Source organism: Pectobacterium aroidearum (assembly GCF_015689195.1).
Classification (GTDB): domain Bacteria; phylum Pseudomonadota; class Gammaproteobacteria; order Enterobacterales; family Enterobacteriaceae; genus Pectobacterium; species Pectobacterium aroidearum.
The window spans coordinates 4,330,733-4,352,413 of record NZ_CP065044.1; the positions used below are offsets into that span (position 1 = coordinate 4,330,733).

The following is a 21,681-nucleotide window of genomic DNA, read 5'->3' on the forward strand; positions in this document are numbered from 1 at the left end:
ATCGTTGTCTGGCCCATCACGCGTTACTCCTTGGCACAGACGCGAGGTATTCCTCACGTAGTCGTTTTAATAGCTCCAGCTCTGACTGGAAATCGACGTAATGCGGGAGCTTCAGATGCGAAACAAACCCCGCCGCTTCCACATTGTCAGCATGAGAAAGCACAAACTCCTCATCCTGAGCCGGGCCGCGAATTTTCTCTTGATAATCGGCGGCCTGAAGCGCGCGATCGGCTAATGCCACCGTGATCGCCTTACGTTCCGAACGGCCAAATGCCAGCCCGTAACCACGGGTAAAATGCGGCGCGTCGTTGCTGGGTTTAACAAAGCCGTTCACGGTTTCACATTCGGTCAGTAAGATTTCACCGATATCAATGGCAAAACCCACCTCTTCGGCGACGATGCTGACAGTGATATATCCCGTACGGATCTCGCCGACAAAGGGGTGGTTGCGGCCATAGCCGCGCTGAGTGGAATACCCGAGCGAAAGAAGGAACCCCTCGTCGCCGCGAAACAACTGCTGGAGACGCGCCGCACGTGTACCGGGGTAACTCGGGGGGACCATCGTAATGTCTGGCGGATCGCTGTCGTCGCGGATATCCCGTTCAGGGACAAAGTGTTGTTGAGCAAGAAACTGAAACGCGTGAGCAACGTGCTCATCGGCTTCTTCATTCGCATCAGCAGCGTCAGGCCGCGGGGCGACCGGATCCTCGCCTGCGGCCAGCAGGGAGAAATCCAGCAAGCGATGGGTATAGTCATAGGTCGGGCCCAGTAGCTGCCCGCCCGGTAAATCTTTGAAAATGGCCGAAACACGGCGTTCAAGACGCATATCAGACGTATTAAGCGGCTGACTGATTCCCCAGCGTGGCAGCGTAGAACGGTAGGCTCGTAAGAGAAAGATACTCTCCACCAGATCGCCACTGGCCTGTTTGATAGCCAGCGCGGCGAGTTGGCGGTCGTAAATATTGCCTTCGGTCATGACGCGATCGACGGCTAAATTCAGCTGCTGTTCTATCTGTGAACAGTCTAATTCTGGAATATCCGTGCACCCGCGGCGGCGACAGGATTGTAGCTGGTGAGCGGCTTCAATGGCCTTTTCCCCACCTTTGACGGCAACGTACATTAGCATTCCTCCACGTGGGTACTTCTGGGGATCGCAAAGAGCTTTTTCCCAGAGGTAAAGAGAAAATCCAATCCTGTAGGGAAAGCATGAGGGCGGTTGCACAGGTAGTTCATGACACTACCGGGCAAGCGGGGAGAGATAATGCGATGTGTCTTGATACCCGGCCCGGTCAGTTTTAAACAAGGCCCGTCATGCATTCCGTCCACCTCGACAATAACGGTGGTTGATTTTTCTGGTTCGGCTTCGCTGCCACAGGAGAGCGCCATCAGATCGTAAGAAAAAGGGTTGCCGCTCAGCAGCACAAGGTAGGCCTCTTCCAGCGTCGTGGCGATCGGCACGTTCGTATGCAGGCAAAGCGTACGCAGCAGCAGCGGGTTACCAATGCGGGGATCGATAAACAGCGGCGTAGTGTGGCTGGTCAGCGTAAGCAGCGTAGCCGCCGTGGCAGACGATATCGATTCCAGACCGGAGACATTCGGCACCGTCACCAGAGAGCCCGGCTCGCTCATTGCCTTCACGATTTTGCGAAAGCAAAGCTGAGTGCCAAATACAGGGTGGGCGAAGCCCGTCATCGTTGTCATGACAAATCACTCCCCCCTGACCAAAGTAAAGAAATTTACCCGGCTGGCAGCCACTTCATGCTGTTGCTGCTCCCGATATGCACGCTGCTGGTCTGCTAATGGCGTGATGATGCGCTCCCAGATTTCATGGAAATAGGATCGGGTTTGCAGTAACGTATCGATCCAGGCGCAAAGCTCAGCATGCGGTTTATTTCTGCCCGCGATATAGCTGTAACCGCACGTTCCATCTTCCAACTGTACCGCCGCGCGGGTCACGGTCATATCGCCCACAATAAAGCGCGGGCCATCAACCTCCATTCTTCCCTGTAGCTGGATTAAACCAATCTGCGTCGGACGTAAGAGCTGGTAACCCGTAGGGAAATTCAACGCTCCCCAGTGTTCTTCCAGCTCGACAGGATCGCTGTGAGCAAGAATGGACATCCAGCGCTGTCGCTGTGTTAACTCTGACATCTACTCCCTCCCCGCTGGCAAGGTACGTGAGAGATAAGCAAAGCAGGCGGTTTGATCCTGAGGCACAGCCGAAAGATCCGCCGTGTTTTGATAGCACTGACGCGCCGTATCGAAGAATTCGCTTTGGATCTCGGCGCGTTGGAAAAGCGTATGGGCCAGATCGAGATCTTTCAGGCGTATGGATAAAGGGACAGACACGGTTTCACGCGGATTCAGATAGCGATCCAGCATAACTTCCATATAGGTCGAACGACCACGTCCCAGCGTTAATGCGTTTGCCAGCACATCGGGAGCGATGCCGTGGCCTTCCGCCACCAACAGCGCTTCTGCCGCCACCAGCAGATGCACAGCCTCACAATAGTTATTAATCACCTTCATGGTTTGTGCACTGTGGTTGTTCGCCATTAGCACATAGCGATCCGACAGGCTGGTCACGATATCGTTAACCGTGCGGGCAAAATCATCCACACACGGTCCCACCCAGGCGGCAAGCTTGCCCTGCCTCGCGCCTTCCGGCCCGCCAGACACCGGGCATTCCACATAATGCGCGCCGTGCTGATGAAAGAAAGACGCCATCCAGCGGCTCTCTTCTGGCCCTATCGTACTGATATTGAGAAATAAAGGACGATAGCGGGTCAGTTTTTGTGTGACCTCCTTCGACTGAAAAACGTCACGTATCGCCTCCGCATCCTTCAGGCAGATCAGCACAACTTGTTTTTCCTGCGTGAACAACTGGTGCAGTTCAGGGACGGATTGAGCGCCCTCGGCGGCAACCTCGCTCGCTTTACTGTGAGTCCGGTTGAACACACTGAGCGAAAACTGACGCTGCAATAGTCTGAGCGAAATCGCTTTTCCTAATACACCAACACCAACTAAAGAAACAGAATGGGTCATATCGGCATTCCTTGTCGCTAAGGGGATGGGCAATACTCCGGGTATTTCCGCTCATCAAGAGGCCTGAGGAGGTGTATTAAGAAACTGCATAAATGCATCGCGGTTTTGAGCGGGGGACGTCGCAGGCCGCCCCAGATCGCTGCGATGGCCGACACGGCATTTCACCTCAATGAACTGGCTGCTGTGTGCCCGCAGCGCCTGTTGCAACGCCGCCTGCAAGGCGTCTTCTGTCTCGGCGTAATACGTGTCGCCATAGCCGCTGGCAGCGGCTATGGGTGCCAGCGGTAAGCGGGACGCTGCCGTGGGCTGTCCCCCCACGGAGTCATGGGCGCCGTTGTTGATGACAATGTGTATCAGGTTGTTTGCCTGGGCAGTGTTCGTCAGCCCGCCCATGTGCATCAGCAGCGCTCCGTCCCCATCCAGACACACGACTTTCCGCTGCGGCTGCGCATCACATAGGCCCAGCGCGATCTGGCTGGCAAGGCCCATGCCGCCGACAGTGAGAAAATCTCGCTGATGCCCTTCGCTCCGCTGCTCACGTAGCTCATAGAGTTCGCGGGACAACATGCCCGTGGTACTCACGATAGGAAGATGAGAGGGCAGCACATTCAGGCAGGCGGCGACGATAGCTTCTCGCTGCATCAGCACCGGTTCCACCGTGGAATTGGCGGGTGCGGTTGACGAGGAAAAAGTATTTTTTCTCACCACCAGCGCCACGGGACGATGTTCATCATGCGCGCGTTGGAGCAGAGCCTGAATATCATCCCACCGAGGTGCACTATGGCTATCCAGAACGATATGCGGAATATCAAGGACATCGAGCTGAGCCAACGTGACTCGCCCCTGCATCACATGCTGTGGCTCATCGTGTTGTTGCTTGCCGCCGTCATCGACTTCGCCGCGCCAGCCAATAATGAGTAATAGCGGAATACCATAAACATCCGGCGTAGCCAGAGAACAGAGGGGGTTGATCGCATTGCCCAACCCCGAGTTTTGCATATAGGCCACGGGCAGCGTTCGCGTCGACAGATAATGGCCAATTGCCATCCCTATCGCACAACCTTCATTACTCGCGATACGGTGCGCAAGCCCACTATGATTACTTTCAACCGCCAGACAAAATGCTTTTAATAATGAATCAGGGACGCCGCTGAAAAAATGCACGCCGCGTTGAGCAAGAAATTCGATGAGCTTATTAGGGTCAATCACAATAAACCTCCCCTGCGTATCCCACTGTATTTAACAGCGATGATGACGTTTTGATTTTTAACTATGTGATAAAAACAATAAGGGGTAATATAATTATTTAACCAAAAACAGCCATTTACTTAAAAAGATAACTCAACTCATCAAATCGGCTTATTATAAAATAATAACAGCAAGCCTCTCTCGCCTAATAATCGCGTTATAAAATAATTATACTGACACCCCAAGATATTTCGCTACCGCGTACCGGGTATAAGATCCAGAATATCTTTTATCGACATGCATTTATCCTCAACTTCCAGTGTTCGGCCATGCTTGAGGATTTCCGGCAAAATTGACTTCATTGCAGGATAAGCCGCACGTAACATATGGTTTGCATAAATCACGATATTAAATCCGCCATCAATCAGCTGATCGAACGTAATATCGTTAAAACTGGTGGGCACGCAAACCAGAGGTAAATGTGGGTAATGCTCGCGGAATTGCCTGGCGAAAGCTAAAATTTCGGAAGGGTTCTTATGCCGACTGTGGATCATAATCCCGTCAGCACCCGCATCAGCATAACGCAGGGCACGGTTGATCGCATCTTCCATGCCGGCGTCCAGAATCAGGCTCTCAATACGGGCGATCAGCATGAACTCAGGCGTCAGTTGTGCTTTTTTGGCGGTCGTAATTTTTTCGCAAAAATCCTCTACGGAAGCCTGCGTTTGCTTTACATCATTACCAAATAAAGAGTTCTTCTTCAGACCCGTTTTATCTTCGATAATCATGGCGGAAATACCCAGATTTTCGGCAGCCCGAATACGGTGAGCCAAATGCTCCGCTTGCCCGCCAGTATCGCCGTCAAAAATTAATGGGCGAGTGGTAACATCAAATATTTCCGTAATCGCATGGAAACGGTGGCTGATATCGACCAACTCCGTATCGGGTTTTCCCCGTAAAGTAGAATCGGTGAGTGAACTAGACCAAAATGCATCAAATTGATAATGAATATCGCCATCTTCATAAGCGGCTTGTTCAATTAATAAAGCAGAAAGCGGACTGTGAGCCTCCATCACACGAATGCCTTTTTGCTGCTGTAATAATTCACGGAGTGCACTGCGGCGTGAACCCGGCGTGCACCCTTTATAGGAATCCGTCGGGGTATGATTAGATAAAATAACAGACATGGTTATCTCCTATGTACCATAGAGTTGGGGGTATACTTTCCCTAGTAAACCAAGCGCAAAAACAGCAAGACCACGCAACGTTATATTTATTTAAATTAAATATACCAACAGGGTGATTCTATTCTTTGGAAACAACACTTCAATAGGGGTAAAAATTTTTTGTTTATTTTTTAACTTCACCTACCATTATTGAAATGGAATCGATTTGAACGAAAATAAATTAATAAAGCAGGATATTAATTAGCACACATGAGTTTATTCATATTAAAAAACTAAAAAAACAGTCATTTTTAGTTTTTTGCTTCAACACAGGGTTTTATGAATGAGGTAGAGAGCGGAAATACTATTCTTATGAGTATTCACCGTTTAGTATATTATTCGCGGGTAAATAATGAGCATGAAAAGGCTGGGGAATACTTATAAATTCTCATACTTTGATGACAATTTGATTTCTGTTTCACGATAGCGGTAATGAAACGCTGTCGCCAGCGCAGTACCAGCGCGCACGCGAACTGATGTTCGGCGTACTGCATCGCCCCAATGTGGGGAGAACCGTGTGGACGCGTGCAGCAAGGGAATTGAGCACGCTGCTGCTGTTTAGCAACATTCCTGAAGATCAGGCACGCTGTGTGGATGTCGTCCTGCCCGAATTATGGAGCGACGAGGATGATGATAACCGCGACTATGCAGCAGGTTACTACGCGTATGCGTTCCGTAATGGCGCAGGCGTCACCCAGAATAGCTATCTGGCCAAAGTATGGATCGACCGGGCGCTGGAAATCAGCCCCGATAGCCAGTACAACCACGATCGTGCGAACGAAATCTATCAGCGGGGCGGTATGTTAGGCGGCGTTCGCGCGAAGATGGGTTTCAACCGCGATAAAGCGAAAATAGATGCGCGTGGACGTGCGATCACATTTGGTGATGACGCTCATCAGGAACACCAGTAAGCGATAACTCCACACACGTTTCTTCTTCTCCACGTGGTGGGGAATCACAGCATCGTATGATTGGGGCGGCAGCGCTGCCCCTGTTATTTTCAGGTGTGAATATCCCTCAGGCCTCACATCGCACAAACATGCGCTAAGCGACAAACTAAGGCCAGAACGGCACGCTATTGCAGTTGTCAATTCAGCGCATTTTGTACCATTATATTCCCCAAAATAAGCACCGCTAATAAGTGAAAATTCAGAAAGTCTCTTTCTCTTTTCTGACGTGGCACACACCTCAACAAACAAGGCAGGTCAGTGTGGATAGTTTCAGTAACGTAATATCTCGCCGCACTTTCCAATTGCTGGCACTTTGCTTATTCGCGTTTACGGCTCATGCGCAAACGAGCGACCCTCTCCTGGCAATCCCCGCTCATGACACGCCGTCTCTCACGCCGACGGACAATCAGGCTCGCGGCATTCTGATAGCGGTGGAACAAGCCACACTATCCAGCGAACTGGCTGGACGAATTGTGGAAATACCGTTTAGAGAAGGGGAATCCTTCAAGAAAGGCGATCTGTTGGTGCGGTTTGACTGTTCTATTTACCAGGCTCAATTAGCTGCGGCTTCTGCCGCCACACGCGCCGCAGAAGCAGAACTGAGCCAAAATCAGCAATTGGCACAGATGAAATCAGTGGGGAGACACGCGGTATCGTTATCAGCCGCGCACTTTGCACAAGCTCAGGCAGAAAGCCAGGTTTACCAAATTCAGGTCAATCGTTGTCGCATCACAGCCCCCTTCGACGGTCAGGTGGTGAAACGCCGTGCGCAGGCATTTGAGAGCGTGGCGCAAGGTGCCCCCCTGCTGGACGTGGTGAATAACCGCAATCTAGAGATCAACCTGCTAGTCCCATCACGACTTCTGTCGGTGCTCAAACCGGGATTAGCCTTTACCTTCACGCCGGATGAAACCGGAAAACCGTTACAAGCCAAAGTCACACGGCTTGGTGCACGTATTGATGAGAGCAGCCAAACTCTGGGACTCACCGGTACACTGGCTCACGCGGACAATACCTTAATGGCAGGTATGAGCGGAACGGCACAGTTTTCGGAGGCGCAGTGAGCACCACGCCAACCTCTGCCAGTACCGCCGCGTTTGCCCGCTTTCTTGACGTTGAACGACAAGCACGGGCGGCAAAGAGCACCGAAGAGCTGGCCTACTGCATCGTCAACGACAGCCAACCGCTGTTTGGTTTTCGCCATGCTGCACTGATCATCAATGGCCGGGTACGCGCGGTGACTGGCGTCACCCAACCCGCCCCCCATGCCCCTTTTGTTGCGTTTATCGAACGTGCCTGCACCCAGTTGTCGTCAGTCGATGAGAAGGCGTTAGCTAAATGCGCGGTGATTGAAGCCTCACAGCTTGATGAACAAAGCCGTAAAGATTGGCAGGCGCTCTCCGCTCCTGAAGTGCTATGGTCCCCCCTCAACGATCGTCAGGGGAAACCCTTCGGTGCTATTTGGTATGCACGAGAACAGCTATGGCAAAGTACCGATCAGGTGCTGGCAGAGCAACTCAGCGGGGCTTTTAGCCATGCCTGGCTGGCTCTTGAGCCACAAACGACCCGCTGGCGTCGCCGACAGACTCGGTGGAAAATCGCCGTCCCTGCGCTGCTACTGCTCGCTTGCCTGTTCATTCCGGTGCGCCAATCGGTGTTAGCACCCGCCGAGGTGATTCCTCATCAAGGCCGTGTCGTCGCCGCCCCGCTGGACGGCGTGATCCAATTCTTTACCGTGTTACCGAACCAGAGTGTACGTAAAGGGGAGGTGCTGGTTCGTTTTGACAGTACCACCCTGAAAGCTCAGGCAGATGTGGCCGAACGTGCATTGAACGTTGCCGAAGCGGAGCATCGTGCAAGTTCCCAACGTGCGTTTCAGGATGCGGACTCCAAAGCCCGGCTCGACTTTCTCGCCGCTCAGGTGGCACAAAAACGCGCGGAACGCGATTACGCCAATGCCTTGCTGAGCCGCGCAGAAATCCGCGCCGAACGGGATGGCATTGCGGTATTTGCCGACGCAACGCGCTGGATGGGGAAACCGGTACGCACCGGCGAACGTTTGATGGAGTTAGCGGACCCCGCCCTCACCGCGTTACGCATTGAGTTGGACGTGGGCGACGCCATCCGGCTGCCGCAAGAGGCGCCCATTACCCTGTTTCTGGACAGCGATCCACTGACGCCGCACGCTGCATTGTTAGAACGTATCGCCTATGAGTCGGAACAGACTCCAGCCGGCAATCTGGCCTACCGTCTTGATGCGCGGTTCACTGACACACCGCCACGTATCGGCCTGCGCGGCACGGCAAAAATTTCCGGCGACTATGTTCCCCTTGCTGTTTACTTGTTCCGTCGACCGCTGGCAGTGATCCGTCAGGCGATTGGGATATGAATCCGCATCTGCCACCCCTGCGTGCCGATCTGCAATTGGTAGAATCGGCTCCTGGCATCAACGGAGCCCCGCAGTGGGTGCTGTCCGATCCGATAACCGGACGTTATTTTACCCTAACCCCCTCAGCTATCCGCCTGTTGCGTCATTGGCCATTGCGCCAGCCGCAACAAATATTGGCCGCCGCCAACAGCGAGCCCGGACTGCCGCTGAGAGTGAAAGAGTTGGAGCAACTACTGCAGTTCCTGCGCCAGCACGATTTAATCGCGGCAAGTGATGTGGAGCAACGTCAGCGCTATCTGGGCAAAGCTCAGGCGATGCGCACCAGCTTATGGAAAAGCGTGCTGCACCAGTATCTGTTTTTCCGTATTCCTTTGTGGCGACCCGATCCGGTACTTAACCGCTGTTGGCCGTGGCTACAGCACTATGGCGCGCCCTTTCTGATGTGGGTATTTCCATGCATCCTGCTGCTGGGTTTATTTTTGGTCAGCCGAGACTGGGTACGTTACACCCATTCGTTTCCACACCTCTTCAGTCTGTCCGGCATGGCCGTGTTCGGTATTTCTCTGGTGTTCGCCAAATTTATCCATGAGCTAGGCCATGCCTTCATGGCGAAACGGGCGGGTTGCCGTGTGCAAAGCATGGGCGTTGCCTTTATCGTGTTATTTCCCTTGTTTTATACTGATACTACCGATGCCTGGAAACTGAAGGATCGTCAGGCACGCTTGCTGATCGGCGCGGGCGGTATTCTGGCCGAACTGATGTTGGCGGTTATTGCGCTCTTGGCCTGGGCATTACTGCCAGATGGCGCGGCACGAACGGCCGCCTTTATGCTTTCCAGCGCGACGTGGCTGACCACGTTGGTCGTAAACCTTAACCCTTTGATGCGCTTCGATGGCTACTTTTTACTGAGCGATTTCTGGCGCGTAGAAAACCTGCAAGAACGCGCCTATGCGCTCTGCCGCTGGCGGTTGCGGGAAAGTCTGTTCGGCCACGGTCACCCAGCACCGGAAAACCTCTCCCCATCCCTGCAACGCAAACTGCTGGTGTGGGGCTATGCCTCCTGGATATGGCGCTTTTTCCTGTTCTTTGGCATCGCGCTGGTGGTTTACCACTTTTTTATCAAGGTGATCGGCATTGGTTTAATGCTGGTTGAGATCGTCTGGTTTATCGCGCTACCGATAGCCAAAGAAACCTATGCCTGGTGGTCAATGCGCAAATCAATACATCCTATCGCTTTTTTGCGCAGCGCCCTGCTGTGCTCGGCCCTCTTGTTTATCTTGCTCTATCCATGGGGGGGCAGTATCCACATTCCTGCCGTCTTGGAAGCCGAGAAGGTCAGTACTCTTTACAGTCCAGTACCGGCGCAGGTTAACCAGCTACACGTTACAGATGGTCAGCGGGTGGATGCCGGAGACATTCTGCTGGAACTGACGTCAGTCGACTTGGATTATCGTCTCGATATTGAGCGTCAGCGTATCACCCAGTTACAACAGCAGCGACAGCGTGGAGCGGCACGACAGGAAACCGCGAGTGAAATTCAGGTCATGGATCGGCAGTTAGCTGAGGCGCTGGCACGCTATCGAGGGTTGGCAGCACAGCGTCAACGCTTAACGATCCGAGCACCGCAGGCAGGTGTGGTTCGCGATCTGGCGCGTGATATGACAGCAGGACGCTGGCTAACGGCGGATACGCCATTACTACGTGTGGTGGAACCCACGCAGGGACGGGTGGTTGGCTACATACCCGAAGAATCACTCATGCGTACTCAAGGAAGCATGCAGGGCGTTTTCCTTGCCGACGATCCCGCTTTCCCACGTCTTGACGTCACGCTTCATGACATCGCCCCCACGGGCAGCGCTTACCTGCAACAAGAAATGCTCGCGTCCGATCGCCACGGCCCGATTGCCGTGCGACGCGACCGCGACCACAATCCTCAACCAGTGCAGGCGCAGTACCGCGTTCATTTCATGGTACAGGAAGAGCCATTCCTGCCGCTGCAACAGCCTCTACGGGGCAGCGTCATTCTGGAAGGAGAAAAGGAATCTATTCTTGGCACGGTGTGGCGTCGGGTAGCAGCATTGGGTATCCGGGAAAGTGGTTTTTAGTGGGTTGGTTATCCTCAACATATACGCCTAGCTTAGCTGGTATCTGGAGCAGGAGATGCTCCAGATTCTGTAGAAAAGCGTTACACCTTTTCTGATTTCATCAGTTAATAAGATTACTTAACGTTTTCACGTGCGTATTGCGTCGAACATACACTACATCTTATTAACAAATAAATTTCTCTCTGGTTTTTTTATTACGCTGATAACATACACATATCGCAGCAATTTCAGCACATCCCTCCTTTGATAAGCCAAATCAAATCCAATAAATATTAAATAAAATCAAATACTTAAAAAAACAAATCTTTTTCTTATCGGCCTACGTAAAAGCCTATTGCTAGTTTCACTTTTTATATGTAATTTTGTTTTTATTGTTTACATAAAATTACATGTTACTTAGCAAGTGAAGTTAGGCATCACAAGACCAAGCATCAAAATCATCAGATATATTTCACCCAGCGTGGAACTGCCCCTATTCCAAGGAGAGATGTTTATGAAATGCATTCAGCGTCTGTTTGCCAAATCTGCGATCGCAACTGTGTTAGCTGTAGGCCTATCGCAACCAGCTACCGCATCTGCATGCAGTACTGAGCCTTATATTGGCTCTATTTGTTATATGGTCACCAGCTATTGCCCACAGGGCTATCTGCCTGCAAATGGACAAACGGTGACTATCAATCAATATCAGGCGCTTTATGCCTTGATCGGAAATATTTGGGGAGGCTCCCCACAGCAGGGTAACTTTGTGCTCCCCGACATGCGTGGGCGCGTACCGGTAGGGGCTGGGCAAGGGACAGGATTAGCGAATGTCACTCGTGGACAAGTATTTGGGGTAGAGAATGTCGCATTGACGACAAGCAACGTTGCCCCACACATACATCCAGCCACCGTTGCCTCTTCTGGAGGCGTTAGCGGTACAGCTTCTATCGCTATTCCTGTGGTAAACGGTGCGGCAACAACTAACGTACCAGACAACACGACATCATTGGCGACAACGTCTCCTTCGTTTGATTTAAGTTCCGTTGGTGGGGTTGACTCACCAGCTAAAATTTATAGTAATGCCGCGCCTACAACAACGCTGAAGCCGTTTTCCGCCCCGTTTAGTGTGACGAGCCTAACAGGTATAACCATTTCCCCTAATATTGGCGGCACACCTTTTAGTGTTCGTAACCCCAGTGTGGGTCTCACTGCGTGCATCGCTGCTATAGGCATTTATCCTACAAACCCAAACTAATATAACCACGCGCTCCCCTCATTTCCAGGGGAGCGTAATATCTGTAAGATATTGAAATTAAAAACGTAATATGTAATCTAATGATGGGCATAGGAGTGGTCTGTTGGTACTCACGATGGCAAGCGTACCGATAGTCCGTATTGAGTCATGACTTCCCGATATTAGCTTTAGAAAAATCATACGTACTAACACCACTCTGGAGTATGTCTTATGCTGTGGCGCCAATTATTCAGTAAGAAAAGTGACCATCCAACTGACCACATTGAGCAGGCTTATTCCGCTCCTCTTGGTTTTGTCCTTGAATCTCGCGTCTTATTTGACGGCGCAATAGCCGCAACGGCCACTCAGGCCGAAACCAGTAATTCAAGTGATGCCACGGCTTCTTCTAATCCTGCACAGACTGCCAATCATTCTGCTGAAGCCACATCGGAGAACAACACATCATCCGATCAGAATAGTGCTACGCATGACATCACGACTGACGTCGTTGTACAGGCTGTCGCAGGCGAAACAATACGTAAAGAAGCGGTATTTATTGATACGGCGCTGACGGATTACCAAACACTGGTCAACAGTGTCCCCGCTGGGGTTGATGTGTTTTTATTGGATAGCAGTAAAGACGGACTGACGCAGATGGCGGTATGGGCTGAAACCCATACGGGTTACGATGCGATCCATATATTGAGCCATGGCAACGAAGGGCAAGTTCGCCTTGGTAATCTGACGCTTGATAGCGCTACGGCGGAGGCACGTTCGGCCGACCTGGCTAAACTCGGCACAGCGTTAACACAGGATGGCGATCTGCTGCTCTATGGCTGTGATATTGCACAGGACACCGGAAAAAGCTTTGTCTCTTTACTATCACAGCTCACTCAGGCAGATATTGCAGCCTCGGATGATTTAACTGGCGCCATAGCCAAAGGTGGCAACTGGCAACTGGAAACAACGGTTGGCAGCATAGAAACGAACAATGCCGCATTGGGTGAAATAACCACAAATTACAATAATTTACTCGCGTCCCCAACTCTCGGCACTAACACATTCTCGCAATTTTCAGGCACGAATACATTTGTCAGCAGCCAGTCTGGTGTCCAATCTTATGATGATATCAACAACGGCTTTACCTACGTTGCTTACAGTACTGACAGAGTAACACTTCAAACTGTTGCTATAAGCGGTAACCAGGTCCTGAATACGATTGTTGCTCCTGGGGGAAATCTTAACTATTTTGCAATTAAATCGACGGATGGCAGCGAATTCAACCTATCGAATATTGATCTTAGAGGGCTGGGCAATTACGCATCAACGTTCACCATCACTGGGTATAAAGACGGTAGCGCGGTGGCGGGTGCAACGCAAACCATCACCCTCACGACCGCATTCCAGACGGCGACACTCTCCAGTGCCTTTCAAAATATTGACGAGGTGAGATTAACAACAGCGACACTCGGTAATGGTACTGTCCAATGGGATAATATCGTCACCGCACCTGTCGTCGCTTCCACCGATAACGTTCCCAGCATAGCGGGCTTAGCGACAAACCCTACCTATACAGAAAACGGCACCGACGTCGGCTTATTTACCAACGTAATCGCTAACACCAACGACAGTGGACAAACCTTTACTGGCGCCACCTTTACCGTAACCAACGTAGCAGACAGTACCGAATACCTGAATATTAACGGTGTCAAGGTGTCCTTGATCAATGGCAATAGCGTCACACTCGGCAGCGGTTACGGGTCGGCCAGTGTTTCCCTCAGCGCAGGCACAGCCACCATCAGCCTAAGCGGAGCAACGCTGAGCAATGCCGATATGGGCACCTTGCTATCTGGCATGACCTACGGCAACAGCAGTGAAAATCCCCATACCACCGCACGGGTCGTGACCCTGACTCAGGTCACCGATTCTGGTGCCAGCAACAACAGCTACAGCCCCGGCAATATCGCCAGCACCGTCACCGTGGTTGCCGTCAACGATGCGCCAACGGATCTGGCTCTCTCCAACACGACATTCGGTCAGTCTCTGGGCAGCAACGGTATCGTTGGGACGCTGTCGGCAACCGACGTAGACTCCACCACGTTTACCTACAGTCTGGTGAGTGGCGTCGGCAGTACTGATAATGCACTCTTTACCCTCAGCGGCAGCACGCTGAGAGCGGTTAATGCCGCCACCATGGCAGCCGGAACCTATTCCGTGCGTATCCAGGTCTCCGACGGACAAGCGACCTATGAGAAGGTCGTCACCCTGATGGTGGCCGACGATATCGCCCCCACCTTTGACGCCACTCCAACGATCACCGCACCGACCACCAGCGGTTTTACCCTTAACACTGATCTGAGCGAAGCCGGTACCGTCTATTACGTGGTGGTGTCGGATGGCGCCAGCGCACCGAGCGTCACTCAGGTCATTAGCGGGCAGAACGCCGCAGGTAGCGCGGCATTGGCTTCCGGCAGTCAGGTATCCAGCAGCGCGCCCTACAGTCAGGCCCTGACGCTGACCGGCCTGGCGGCAGCAACCGCCTATGACGTGTATGTGGTGGCCAGAGACGGCGCCGGGAATGCCACCGTCAGCGTGGTCAAACTCGATGTCACCACCGCCGCGAGCAGCACCGCGCCAACGCTGTCCGCCACAGGCAGCAATCCGGTATTTATTGGTGGGATGGCGGGATCTATCGATCTGTTCAGCGGCGTCAGCGCGGACACGCGGGACAGCGGGCAAACCTTTAACTCACTGACCCTGACCGTGTCCAACGTCAGCGACAGTGGTGAATTTATTAGCGTGGCAGGCAACACCATCAGTCTGGCGAGCAATGGCAGCGGCACGCTGACCGGCATCGGCAGTTATACGGTAACGCGCGTCGGCAACACCGTGACGCTACAACTGAGCGGGATGAGCGCCAGCAACACGCAATTTGCCGGTCTGGTAGATGGCTTACGCTACGGCAATAGCAACAGCAGCGTCACAGCGGCCACACGAGATGTGTCCTTAACCACCGTCAGAGATAGCGGTACCAACAACAACACCACAGCGTTAAGCCTAACGTCATCAGTGAATGTATTAGCCAGCAACAGCGCGCTGTATGTTACCTCTGGAGACGATACCGGCGACGATGCGTCTTTCGGCAATAGCTTACAAGACGATCTCAATGATGGCGGCGGGCTCAGTCTGCGCGAAGCATTGCATTGGGCCAACCTGACCCCCGGTATCGACCGTATTGTGTTCCAGACCAACGTCACGCTGGCTGAAGGCCTGCTGGTCCCGACCAGTTCCATGTTGATCGACGGGCAAAGTTTTACCCTGAACGGCGGCGGTTATTCCGGCTTTCAAATCAACACGTCGTCAATCACCCTCGCCATTCAGAACCTGACATTGACGAATTTCACCACCAGCACTAATCAGGTTACCGGTGGCGTATTGGGGATCCATTACGGCGCGACGGACATCAATTTCAGGCTGTATAACGTCGATATCTCCGGCAATACTGACGACACCTGGGGTACCGGTATGATTGACCTGTTTAATATTGCCCCAGGCAGGTATATCGTCGATTTGGATCAGGTCAATATTCATAATAACGTGCTGTTTGGCGGCTTGAATGAAGAAGGCGTTGTCCGACTGTTCGTAGCCGGTACTCAGCACACCGTCTCGCTGTCGATCACTAATTCCGCCATCTACAACAACGGCAGTTTCAACCCAACCAGTGGGAATATTGGCGTGGCCGGCATTTACGTAACGGCGAGCTTGAGCAACGCCACCAGCACGCACATCAGCTTGATGAACACCACCATCACCGGTCAGGATGCGGGCATGGTGTTTGGGTTCACCGGTGGCTCGACAAACTGGGTCGCCAACATACGCAACTCGATTATTTCCGGTAACACGGTCGATGTCACCACCTTCTATTCTGGTGGTACTGGTGGGACTTATACCCTGCTCGGCAACAACAACCTGATCGGCGGTACTGTCAACCTGATTTCGACGGCAGATCCGCGTCTGTCTGTGACTGCCACCAATGCGATTAATCAGGGCGATCGCTTCTCTGTCACCGGTGACGCAGATGCACGTGGTTTGGATCGTGTGCGGCAAGGGGCTGTCGATATCGGTGCTTACGAATCGCAGTTTGCCTCGGGTGTAAGTCCACAGGTGGACCTGAACGGCGCAAGCTCAGGCAATGACTATAGCGCCACCGTCTCCAGCGGCTTGAGCACGGGCGTGCCTATAACCGATATGCTGGCAACACTCTCGCAAACCGACGGCGACACACGCCTGTGGACGCTGACGCTCTCGCTGGCGGGCAACGCCAATGGCAGCAGCGAATATTTGACGTTATCGCAACAGGCATTACTGGCCGCCCATGCCGCGGGCATCAACGTGTCAGGAGATGGCAGCCAAACGGTGACCCTCACCGGTGGTGCCTCGCTGGACGCCTTCCAGACAGCGTTACGCGCCATCGTTTATGTTAATGTCGCCACCACGCCCACCGCAGGCAACCGAACCATTTCAGTTACCGCCAATGACGATGCCAGCAGCAGTGCGACCTCAACGTTGACGGTCGTGGTTGGCAACCCTCCCGTGGTCGCAACGCCTATACCCGCACAGAGCGTGGCGCAGGATGGAAGCCTGAGCTTCACCGTACCAGCAGGTACCTTCACGGATCCGGATGGCGATACGCTGACACTGAGCGCCACATTGGCCAACGGTTCACCGCTGCCGAGCTGGCTCACCTTTAATCCGGTCACCGGCACCTTCACTGGCACGCCGGGCAATGCAGATGTCGGCATCCTGAGCATCAAAGTTACCGCCACAGATACCACCAATGCCTCGGTCAGCACCACCTTTAGCCTGACCGTCACCAACGTCAACGACGCGCCAATCGTCGCAACGCCAATACCGGCACAGAGCGTGGCACAGGATGGCAGTCTGAGCTTCACCGTACCCGCAGGCACCTTCACGGATCCAGATGGCGATACTCTCTCTCTGAGTGCCACGCTGGCCAACGGTTCAGCGCTGCCAGGTTGGCTCACCTTTAATTCGGCCACCGGCACCTTCTCCGGCACGCCGGGCAATGCGGATGTCGGCACCCTAAGCATTAAAGTCATCGCCAACGATGGCAATGCCTCCGTCAGCACCACCTTTAGTCTGACTATCACCAATGTTAACGATGCACCGATGGTCTCCGCCACTATTCCGGCGCAAAGTGTGGCGCAGGATGGTAGCCTGAACTTCACCGTTCCGGCAGGTACCTTCACGGATCCGGATGGCGATACGCTGACACTAAGCGCCACATTGGCCAACGGTTCACCGATGCCGGGCTGGCTCACCTTTAATCCGGCCACTGGTACCTTCTCCGGCACGCCGGGCAATGCGGATGTCGGCAGCCTGTCAATCCGCGTCACTGCCACCGACAGCAGCAACGCCTCGGTACACACTGATTTCAGCCTGACCGTCACCAACGTTAACGACGCTCCGGTGGTCGCGACGCCGATACCGGCACAGAGCGTGGTACAAGATGGCAGCCTTAACTTCACCGTACCGGCAGGCACCTTCACGGACCCGGATGGCGATACCCTGACGTTGAGCGCCACGCTGGCCAACGGCTCACCGCTACCGAGCTGGATCACCTTTAATCCGGCCACTGGCACTTTCTCCGGTACGCCAGGCAATGGTGATATCGGCAATCTGAGCATTAAGGTCACCGCCAACGATGGCGATGCCTCGATCAGTACCACTTTCAGCCTGACAGTCACGCCATCGAACCAGGCTCCCGTGATATCCACGCCAATTCCGCCGCAAAGCGTGGCGCAGGACGGCGGCTTCAACTTTACCGTGCCTGCGGGCACCTTCAGCGATCCGGATGGTGATGCGCTGACGCTCAGCGCCACCCTCGCCGACGGCTCGCCGCTGCCGAGCTGGCTGCGCTTCGATCCTGCTATCGGCACCTTCTCCGGTACACCGGGCAATGGCGATGTGGGCACGCTGGTGATCCGGGTAACGGCCACCGACGGCAGCAATACCTCCGTCAGCACCAGCTTTGGCCTAACGGTGACCAACGTTAACGATGCGCCCGTGGTTGCCACGCCAATCCCGCCGCAAAGTGTGGCGCAGGACGGCGGCTTCAACTTTACCGTGCCTGCGGGCACCTTCAGCGATCCCGATGGCGATACCCTGACGCTCAGCGCCACCCTCGCCGACGGCTCACCACTGCCAGGCTGGCTGCGCTTCGATCCTGCTATCGGCACCTTCTCCGGTACGCCGGGCAATGGCGATGTCGGCACGCTGGTGATCCGGGTAACGGCCACCGACGGCAGCAATACCTCCGTCAGCACCAGCTTTGGCCTGACGGTGGCCAACGTTAACGATGCGCCCGTGGTTGCTACCCCGATCCCAGCACAAAGTGTGGCGCAGGATGGCGGCTTCAACTTTACCGTGCCTGCGGGCACATTTGTCGATCCCGATGGCGATACCCTGACGCTCAGCGCGACTCTCGCCGACGGCTCGCCGCTGCCGAGCTGGCTGCGTTTCGATCCTGCTATCGGCACTTTCTCCGGTACGCCGAGCAATGGCGATGTGGGCACGGTGGTGATCCGGGTAACCGCCACCGACGGCAGCAATACCTCCGTCAGCACCAGCTTCGGCCTAACGGTGACCAACGTTAACGATGCGCCTGTGGTTGCTACCCCTATCCCAGCGCAAAGTGTGGCACAGGATGGCGGCTTCAACTTTACCGTGCCTGCGGGCACCTTCAGCGACCCGGATGGCGATACCCTGACGCTCAGCGCCACCCTCGCCGACGGCTCGCCGCTGCCGAGCTGGCTGCGCTTCGATCCTGCTATCGGCACCTTCTCCGGTACGCCGGGCAATGGCGATGTGGGCACGGTGGTGATCCGGGTAACGGCCACCGACGGCAGCAATACCTCCGTCAGCACCAGCTTTGGCCTGACGGTGACCAATGTTAACGATGCGCCGGTGGTTGCTACCCCGATCCCAGCGCAAAGTGTGGCGCAGGATGGCAGCTTCAACTTTACCGTGCCTGCGGGCACATTTGTCGATCCCGATGGCGATACGCTGACGCTCAGCGCGACTCTCGCCGACGGCTCACCGCTGCCAGGCTGGCTGCGCTTCGATCCTGCTATCGGCACCTTCTCCGGTACGCCGGGCAATGGCAATGTGGGCACGCTGGTGATCCGAGTAACGGCCACCGACGGCAGCAATACCTCAATTAGCACCAGCTTTGGCTTGACGGTGACACGCAGCATTGTGGGCGGCGATCCCCAATTTAAAGCCAACGACGGTCTTGGCCGGACACCATCATTCAGCGATACGCGCCAGCAATCTACACAGGATATCGCGGCAGCAGAGCAGACGTTAGGTAGACTGATTGCCAATCCGTCACTCGGCAGCCTTACCCTGGGTAACGACGGTGCCCCGAGATCAGTGATGTCTGCCATCTTCGCCACCGGACGTCAGAACACAGAGACAAGCACCCTCCCAGTCAGTCAGGTGGCAGGTGCTTTCGGACATGGCGTAGCCAGCGGCATTGGCGTTAATTTCGACAGCACGTTAGGTTCCTTCCCGAGCTTTAGCAAAGATTCTGCACTCGGCGGTACCTCATCGCTGGCCAGTACGTTCTCGGGGATCTATCTGCCTTCGCTAACACCAATGGAGGTCTTCTCCGGCGGCAGTTGGAAAGACATTCCACTAGATGGGGCGAGTAACGCAATGAATAGCACGGATGACAACACTGGTCGCTCCGTGGCATTTACGCCCTCGCTCCACCGGCAATTACAACAGATAGGTGACTCGGAACTGCAACGCCTGGCCGCTATTGAGCAAGCGTTGCAGGAAAGTGGTCAGCAGCAAGGATAACCCTGCACAACAGTGCAGCAATCAGCGATATGCAAGGCGATCGCAATCACAGCCAGAACCATCACAAAAACAAAATTGGTAATAATGACAATGACGAGGAGCGGAATCGTGTTAAAGGGTCGGAAACTATTTAGCCTTAGCGCCATCGTGCTAGCCGCCAGCGGCTGTGCCGTGACCACCCAGCCGATCAGCAAGGTCGAAAGCGGGCAACGCAGCCAGCAGGACCGAGTCGCCATGTTCAGCCAGCAGGAGCCCGTCACGGCACCGATCACGCTGTATGATGCGATGGCACGCGCACTGAAATACAACCTCGAATCACGCTTAAAAGTGATGGAATATGCGCTGAGTCAGCAGCAACTGGAACTGGCACGTTACGATATGCTGCCCAAGATCGCGGCATCGGCAGGCTATGTGGGGCGTAATAATATGAGCGCTTCCAGCAGCCGCAGCGTGGAAACGGGACGAACCTCTCTGGAACCGTCCACCTCGCAGGATCGTGACCGCGATGTGGCCGATCTGACCATGGTATGGAACGTGCTCGACTTTGGGGTCAGCTACGTGACCGCCCAGCAAAAATCGGATCAGCGCTGGATTGCCGAAGAGCGTAAGCGCAAAGTCGTGCATACCATCCTGCAAGATGTGCGCTCCGCCTACTGGCGCGCCGTGGCTGCCGAACGCTTGTTGGGGCAGATTGATGGCCTGATCGCCCGCGTCAACACAGCGCGCGACGCGAGTGAGCACATGTCGTCACAGCAGATTGGCGATCCCATCGAAGCACTGAGCTATCAACGCGCGCTGATCGACGCCACACGCCAATTGGAAGAACAGCGTCGTGCACTGTCGCTCGCCAAGACTGAGCTGGCGACTTTGATGAACCTGCCATTGGATACGGCCTACAAGCTCGCATTGCCACAAAGTGGTGACGAAACCGTACCGCAGTTGAATGTCGATGTGAAGGTGCTGGAAGAAGCGGCGCTGGTCAGTCGCCCAGAACTGCGCGAGCAGGATTATCAGGTGCGAATTCATGCCGCAGAAACCCGCAAAGCGCTGCTGCGTATGCTGCCCGGCGTGGAAATCAGCGCAGGCGGCCACTATGACAGCAACTCCTTCCTGGTCAACAACAGCTGGGCTGATGTCGGCGTGAAAGCGACCTGGAACCTGTTCAATCTGTTGTCCGGCCCAGCCGCGCGTAAAGCCGCTCAGGCTAACGAATCCGTGTCGGAAATGCAGCGTCAGGCAATGTCATTGGCGATTATGGCGCAGTTGTACATCGCCCGAGCCAACTTCAATGAAGCGCAGCGACAATATAAAACCAGTTCAGAATTACGCAATCTTGACACTAAAATCGTCGAACAGCTGAGAAACCGCTATAAGGCTAACAGCATTGGCGAACTACAGTTGATTCAAGGCGAGCTGAACGCCCTCAATGCCAGTTTGCGCCAGGATCTGGCCTATGCAGAACTGCGTAATTCCTACGGCCAGATATTCTCGACAATCGGATTGGATTTGCTGCCGAAATCACTGCCATCCAATAGCCTTGCAGATATCAGCCAGTCGCTGCGTCAATCTGATATCAACTGGCAGCAGGGCAAAATCAGTACCTTACAATCATTCTGATCAGCGTGTGGCATCGCACATTGCGATACCTGAATGTCATTTTTACACGATAGATAAAGGG

13 protein-coding genes are annotated in these 21,681 nt (G+C 54.0%); 7 read left to right on the forward strand and 6 right to left on the reverse strand.

Annotation, left to right across the window (positions count from 1 at the left end; genetic code table 11):
- Nucleotides 1-16: 16 nt before the first annotated feature.
- From I2D83_RS19345 to aepX, 6 genes are all read right to left on the reverse strand, one after another.
- Nucleotides 17-1,120: a carbon-phosphorus lyase complex subunit gene (locus tag I2D83_RS19345; protein WP_205947135.1), complete on the reverse strand. Its 1,104-nt coding sequence runs from the start codon at nt 1,118-1,120 to the stop codon at nt 17-19.
- Entirely contained in the window at nt 1,120-1,701 is a 582-nt protein-coding gene (gene phnH, locus I2D83_RS19350; protein ID WP_205947136.1) for a phosphonate C-P lyase system protein PhnH, read from the reverse strand. The genes I2D83_RS19345 and phnH overlap by 1 nt, the downstream gene beginning before the upstream one ends.
- A 6-nt stretch (nt 1,702-1,707) precedes the next feature.
- Entirely contained in the window at nt 1,708-2,151 is a 444-nt protein-coding gene (gene phnG, locus I2D83_RS19355; protein ID WP_205947137.1) for a phosphonate C-P lyase system protein PhnG, read from the reverse strand.
- Nucleotides 2,152-3,045: an NAD(P)-dependent oxidoreductase gene (locus I2D83_RS19360; RefSeq protein WP_180777408.1), complete on the reverse strand. Its 894-nt coding sequence runs from the start codon at nt 3,043-3,045 to the stop codon at nt 2,152-2,154. It lies immediately after the preceding gene.
- Nucleotides 3,046-3,099: 54 nt separating this feature from the next.
- Nucleotides 3,100-4,254 carry a phosphonopyruvate decarboxylase gene (gene aepY / locus I2D83_RS19365; protein ID WP_205947138.1) on the reverse strand — a complete coding sequence of 385 codons (1,155 nt, stop codon included), beginning with the start codon at nt 4,252-4,254 and terminating at the stop codon, nt 3,100-3,102.
- A 233-nt stretch (nt 4,255-4,487) separates the two neighbouring features.
- Nucleotides 4,488-5,420, reverse strand: a complete 933-nt coding sequence (aepX, locus tag I2D83_RS19370) for a phosphoenolpyruvate mutase (protein ID WP_205947139.1) — start codon at nt 5,418-5,420, stop codon at nt 4,488-4,490.
- Between the two features lie 515 nt (nt 5,421-5,935).
- Between aepX and I2D83_RS19375 the strand changes: the two genes are divergently transcribed.
- From I2D83_RS19375 to I2D83_RS19405, 7 genes are all read left to right on the forward strand, one after another.
- Nucleotides 5,936-6,370, forward strand: a complete 435-nt coding sequence (locus I2D83_RS19375) for a hypothetical protein (protein WP_225181535.1) — start codon at nt 5,936-5,938, stop codon at nt 6,368-6,370.
- Between the two features lie 299 nt (nt 6,371-6,669).
- A complete protein-coding gene (locus I2D83_RS19380; RefSeq protein ID WP_205947140.1) occupies nt 6,670-7,473 on the forward strand; it encodes an efflux RND transporter periplasmic adaptor subunit in 804 nt (267 codons plus the stop codon).
- Nucleotides 7,470-8,798 carry an HlyD family efflux transporter periplasmic adaptor subunit gene (locus I2D83_RS19385; RefSeq protein ID WP_205947141.1) on the forward strand — a complete coding sequence of 443 codons (1,329 nt, stop codon included), beginning with the start codon at nt 7,470-7,472 and terminating at the stop codon, nt 8,796-8,798. Before I2D83_RS19380 ends, I2D83_RS19385 begins: the two co-directional genes overlap by 4 nt.
- A complete protein-coding gene (locus I2D83_RS19390; protein WP_205947142.1) occupies nt 8,795-10,903 on the forward strand; it encodes a site-2 protease family protein in 2,109 nt (702 codons plus the stop codon). The genes I2D83_RS19385 and I2D83_RS19390 overlap by 4 nt, the downstream gene beginning before the upstream one ends.
- Before the next feature lie 493 nt (nt 10,904-11,396).
- Nucleotides 11,397-12,137, forward strand: a complete 741-nt coding sequence (locus I2D83_RS19395) for a phage tail protein (protein ID WP_012773181.1) — start codon at nt 11,397-11,399, stop codon at nt 12,135-12,137.
- Between the two features lie 210 nt (nt 12,138-12,347).
- Entirely contained in the window at nt 12,348-20,003 is a 7,656-nt protein-coding gene (locus tag I2D83_RS19400; protein WP_205947143.1) for a putative Ig domain-containing protein, read from the forward strand.
- A 108-nt stretch (nt 20,004-20,111) separates the two neighbouring features.
- Nucleotides 20,112-21,620: a TolC family protein gene (locus I2D83_RS19405; protein WP_012773179.1), complete on the forward strand. Its 1,509-nt coding sequence runs from the start codon at nt 20,112-20,114 to the stop codon at nt 21,618-21,620.
- Nucleotides 21,621-21,681 lie beyond the last annotated feature (61 nt).